Origin of the sequence: Nonomuraea sp. NPDC049784 (genome assembly GCF_040659615.1) — a bacterium.
In the GTDB taxonomy this organism is placed as follows: Bacteria; Actinomycetota; Actinomycetes; order Streptosporangiales; family Streptosporangiaceae; genus Nonomuraea.
Genome location: NZ_JBFAMX010000744.1, coordinates 1 through 4,420, shown reverse-complemented (window position 1 = coordinate 4,420; position 4,420 = coordinate 1). Strand labels below are relative to the sequence as shown.

Genomic DNA, 4,420 nt, shown 5'->3' with positions numbered 1-4,420 from the left:
GCAGGGTGCACTGTCCCCCGGCGGCCGCGCTCCGGGCGGTGTCCCACGCCGGGTCCAGCGCCGCCAGCGCGGGCGGCGCGGACTCCGCCAAAGCCGCACCGGCCGTGGTCAATACGACGCTACGCGTGTTGCGGACCAGCAGGGCCGTACCGAGTTCCGCTTCCAATCGGCGCATCCGGGCGCTGAGTGCGGGCTGTGCGATACCGATCCGTGCGGCCGCGCGGGTGAAGTTCAACTCCTGCGCCAGCACCAGGAAGTACCGCAGGCTCACCGTATCCGGCGCCACGTGCCCTCCCTGCCGATTGATAACAATCCGTTCCGAGTCTATCCCGAACCGGTCTTTCCCTCGACCGCACATCAAGCCCTAACCTGCGCATATGACGATTCCACTGACCGCAGTACCCGTCGCCGGGATCGATCGATCTGAGTGTCAATTCGAAGTCGGACGTGTCCGGCCGAACACAGGAGGTTTCCATGGCTAAGGGCTACTGGGTCAGTGTCTACCCCGCCATTTCCGACCCTGAGGGGCTGACTGCCTACGACAAGCTGGCCCGTCCGGCTGTCCAGGCTGGGGGCGGGCGCCTCCTGTCCCGTGGCGGTCGAGTCGTCGCCCACGAGGCCGGAATTACGCAACGCGTCGTTCTGATCGAGTTCGACAGCTTTGAACAGGCCGTCGCGGCATACGAGAGCGAGGCATACCAGAAGGCGCTGGTGGCCCTCCCCGACGGCGTCGAGCGCGACTTCCGCATCATCGAAGGCATCGACTGACCGGCGGGCCCAGCCATCGCTGAGCATCCGTCACCTGATACGCACGCCACCGGCGGTGCGGTCATCATCCGCACATCACCATGCGCCCGGGTGGTTTGACATCTCCACTCCCGATGCCCGGCGAGCGCGACGCTTCTATCAGGGAATGTTCGACTGGCCGGTGAACGCCATTGACGAGACGTACGCGCTCATCGGTGACGACGGCGGGCGGGATCGGACAGGCCGGTCCTCACAGCCCTTACACCGGGATCGTGGTCTACTTCCCGGTCGACGACGTCGACGACGCACTGGCACGAGCGCAAAGACTCGGCGGCAGCCGCGTCATGGAGCCGGCGCGGACGCCGCTCGGCCGGATCGCGGTGTTCGCCGACGCCGACGGGAACCTCGTCGGCGTACTGAGCCGCTGACAGCCCGGACAGGAGGGAACATATGACCGACCCGACCCGGCACCGCAACATCGGCCTCTGGCCGCTGGTCCACGCCGAACGGGCGGCCCTGGCGGCCGACCTGGCGGATCTGGCCGACGAGCAGTGGGCCACGCCGTCGCTGTGCACCGGCTTGACCGTGCGCGAGGTGCTGGCGCACCTCACCGCGGGGGCCTCCCTCAACACTCTGCGATGGCTGGCAGGCGTCATTCGCTGCCGCTTCGACTTCGACGAACAGGTGGCCATGCGGCTGGCCGAGCAGTTGGGAGCCGGCCCGGCCGAGACGCTCGACAGGTTCCGCGGCGTCATCGCCGGCACCACCAAGCCGCCCCTGCCGACCGTGGCGATGCTGGGCGAGACGATCGTGCACGGCGAGGACATCCGGCGGCCTCTGGGCATCCGCCGGGACTACCCGATGGAGACGCTCACCCTGTTGGCCGATTACTACCGGCGCTCCGACCTGGTCGTCCTCGCCAAGGGGCGAATCCGCGGCCTGCGCCTCGTCGCGAACGACGGGCCGTTCACCGCCGGCTCCGGCCCGCTCGTGACGGGCACCACGTTGGCGCTGATGATGGCCATGACAGGGCGCACCACGTACTGTGACGAGCTCGAGGGCGAGGGTGTCGCGACCTTGCGGGACCGCGGCGAGCCCCCATGACGCCGGCCGCACCCCGTCATGCGGTGGGCAGCAGTGGAGAGGTCGCGCTGAGGGGCGGTCGCTGACCGGTTCGCCTCCGCGCCGCCCACCGCCGGGTCCTCGGTTCCTGGTCGGCAGGTGGCGAGCGTTCACCGAGGGCGCTTCCCCTCAGGCCACGAGCGTCATGCGGCTGGTGCTCGTACATCACCGGTGCGAGGCCGACCACCCGCGCCCGGCCGGCTCCAGTGGTTTCACGCCCCGGATCGCTCGGCGAGCAGGCGGCGGCGCCCGGCCGCGTCCGTCAGCGCGGGCCGGCGCCAGGCGCCGTCCGGATGGTACACATTGACGCCGGGCGGGATGATCTCGTCGATGCGGTCAAGGGTGGCGTCCTCGAGGGTGAGCGAGGCGCCTTCGAGCGTCGCCTCCAGCTGCCGCATGGTGCGCGGGCCGATGATGACCGAGGTGACGGCCGGGTGGGCGGCGGGGAAGGCGACGGCGAGCTGCGGGAGCGTGCAGCCGAGGTCGGCGGCGAGCTCGATGAGCTGCTCCACGACGTCGAGTTTGCGGGCGTTCTCGGGGATCTGCGGGTCGAACCGGTTCGGGGTGAGCGACGGGCGGCCGCTGGTCAGGTCGATGGGCTGTCCCTTCCTGAACCGTCCGGTCAGGAAGCCGGAGGCGAGCGGGCTCCAAGTCAGCACGCCCATGCCGTACCGCCGGCACACCGGGAGCACGTCGGCTTCGATTCCACGGGCCAGCAGCGAGTACGGCGGCTGCTCAGTCCTGAACCGGCGCAGCCCGCGCCGCTCGGCGACGTGGTGGGCCTCGACGATGTCCTCGGCGGGGAACGTCGAGCAGCCGAACGCCCGGATCTTCCCCTGGCCGACGAGGTCGCTCAGCACATCCAGCGTCTCCTCGACGTCGGTGGTGTGATCGGGCCGGTGCACCTGGTAGAGGTCGATCCAGTCGGTCTGCAGCCTGGTGAGGCTCTGCTCGACCTCCTTGAGGATCCAGCGCCGCGAATTGCCGCCACGGTTGGGGCCCTCGCCCATCGGGAAGTGCACCTTGGTGGCGAGCACCACGTCGTCGCGGCGTCCCCGCAGCGCCTTGCCGACGATCTCCTCGGACTCGCCGGCCGAGTACATGTCGGCCGTGTCGATGAAGTTGATGCCGTGGTCGAGGGCGTGGTGGATGATGCGGGCGCAGTCGTCGTGATCGGGGTTGCCGACCGCGCCGAACATCATGGCGCCCAGACAGTGGACGCTCACCTCGATTCCAGTGCCGCCGAGGACGCGGTAACGCACGATTCAGGCTCCTAACGAAGACGGTTGAGATTGCGGAGCCTACGAGCTAGAGCGGGCTCCAGCTCAACCCCCCTAATCTGGACGTCATGCAGCTGAGCATCGGACAGGTCGCCGAGCGCACCGGATTGAGCATCCACACTCTGCGCTTCTACGAGCGCGAGGGCGTCATCGCCGCGCCCGTGCGCCGCGGGCCCGGCGGGCGTCGTGTCTATACCGAGGCCGACGTGGAATGGCTGCACCTGTGCGTCAACCTGCGCGCCTCCGGCGTGCCGCTGCCCGCCATCCGCCAGTACGCGGAGCGCGTCAGGCAAGGCATCGGCGACGAGGAAGACCTGCTGGCCCTGCTCCGGCAGCACCATGGCCGGGTGGCGGCGCAGATCGAGCAGCTCACCGGAACCTCGGCGTGATCGACCACAAGATCAGCGCGTACGCCGACCAGCTCGCCCGGGGCGTCACCGGCCCCATTCACTGCACGCCGCCCGCCGCCGAGGCGTGAGGAGCGCCGGTCAGAGGCGAAGCGCGGCGCCCGGCCCGCGAACCCCTGACTCCTTCTCCCTGGCCGCCGCGAGCACGGGCACGGTGCCCCAGACGTCGGCGGGACCCAGCTCGGCGGCGCGCCGGGCGCACGCCGCGAGCCGCGGTGCTCGCTCCGAAGCCGATCCTTGCCACTGTGGTACGCAGAGCACTGTTGTCATGTGGTGACACGTTACGAACCGCGGCCGCCGTACTACCAGCGGTTCGCGGGTGAATGCGGCTATAGTCTCCATTTCGAGCCCGATGTCAGGCCCTTACTCGAGGAGGTGTGCAGCAGATGCGCACGACTGTCCAGCAGCGAATCCGCAGCTCTGTCATCACCAACCTCCTGAAGCCGGAGACATCGTGTCGATTCGCATCATCCCTCTGACCGACCCCCAGCCGGCCCCGTCCAGTCGGCGCCTCGCTTGGCTGGCCGCGCTACCCACCGGCGTTCCGGCCGGGTCGGCCTTCCTCCGCCTGTTCACCAGGGCGGGCCAGGATCACCTGGCCGAGCTCGAGCTCCAGGTCCATCCGGCCGAGCGGCGTGGCGGCATCGGTTCCCGCCTGCTGGCGGCCGCGGTGGCCGCGGCCCGCGTAGACGGGCGACGCTGCGTCATCGCGCAGGCCGACGCCGGCTCGACGGGAGAAGCCTTCCTCGCAGCGCATGGTTTCCGCACGGTCCTGACCCTGACGTACGCGCGGCTGCCGCTCGCGCAGGCCGATCTCGCCGCCCTAGCGGAGATCGTGCGCAGCCCGCACCCCGGTTACCGGCT

Annotated in this window: 8 protein-coding genes; 5 read left to right on the top strand and 3 right to left on the bottom strand. The window is 69.7% G+C overall.

Going from position 1 to position 4,420, the window contains the following annotated elements:
* Nucleotides 1-286: LysR family transcriptional regulator (locus AB0J09_RS57460; protein ID WP_360711371.1), on the bottom strand; the 286-nt coding region annotated here is incomplete at its 3' end.
* 188 nt (nt 287-474) lie between these two features.
* On the opposite strand from AB0J09_RS57460, the gene AB0J09_RS57455 reads away from it, so the two are divergent.
* The 3 genes from AB0J09_RS57455 to AB0J09_RS57445 all read left to right on the top strand — a co-directional run bounded on the left by AB0J09_RS57455 (nt 475) and on the right by AB0J09_RS57445 (nt 1,851).
* The gene (locus AB0J09_RS57455; protein ID WP_360711369.1) at nt 475-768 is read left to right on the top strand and encodes a DUF1330 domain-containing protein; all 294 of its coding nucleotides are present in this window, start codon (nt 475-477) and stop codon (nt 766-768) included.
* 194 nt (nt 769-962) lie between these two features.
* Nucleotides 963-1,175 (top strand): VOC family protein, encoded by a 213-nt coding sequence (locus AB0J09_RS57450; RefSeq protein WP_360711366.1) that lies wholly within the window; start codon nt 963-965, stop codon nt 1,173-1,175.
* A gap of 22 nt (nt 1,176-1,197) precedes the next feature.
* Nucleotides 1,198-1,851, top strand: coding sequence for a maleylpyruvate isomerase family mycothiol-dependent enzyme (locus AB0J09_RS57445; RefSeq protein WP_360711364.1), 654 nt, complete (start codon nt 1,198-1,200; stop codon nt 1,849-1,851).
* 230 nt (nt 1,852-2,081) lie between these two features.
* On the opposite strand, the gene AB0J09_RS57440 is transcribed toward AB0J09_RS57445, so the two are convergent.
* Nucleotides 2,082-3,131: an aldo/keto reductase gene (locus tag AB0J09_RS57440; RefSeq protein ID WP_360711361.1), complete on the bottom strand. Its 1,050-nt coding sequence runs from the start codon at nt 3,129-3,131 to the stop codon at nt 2,082-2,084.
* 86 nt (nt 3,132-3,217) lie between these two features.
* Between AB0J09_RS57440 and AB0J09_RS57435 the strand changes: the two genes are divergently transcribed.
* On the top strand, nt 3,218-3,538 hold the full coding sequence (locus tag AB0J09_RS57435; protein WP_360711360.1) for a MerR family transcriptional regulator: 321 nt from the start codon (nt 3,218-3,220) through the stop codon (nt 3,536-3,538).
* 99 nt (nt 3,539-3,637) lie between these two features.
* Here AB0J09_RS57435 and AB0J09_RS57430 read toward each other — a convergent pair whose 3' ends face one another.
* Nucleotides 3,638-3,826: a hypothetical protein gene (locus AB0J09_RS57430; RefSeq protein ID WP_360711358.1), complete on the bottom strand. Its 189-nt coding sequence runs from the start codon at nt 3,824-3,826 to the stop codon at nt 3,638-3,640.
* Nucleotides 3,827-4,010: 184 nt separating this feature from the next.
* Between AB0J09_RS57430 and AB0J09_RS57425 the strand changes: the two genes are divergently transcribed.
* On the top strand, nt 4,011-4,420 hold a 410-nt coding region (locus tag AB0J09_RS57425; RefSeq protein ID WP_360711356.1), incomplete at its 3' end, for a GNAT family N-acetyltransferase.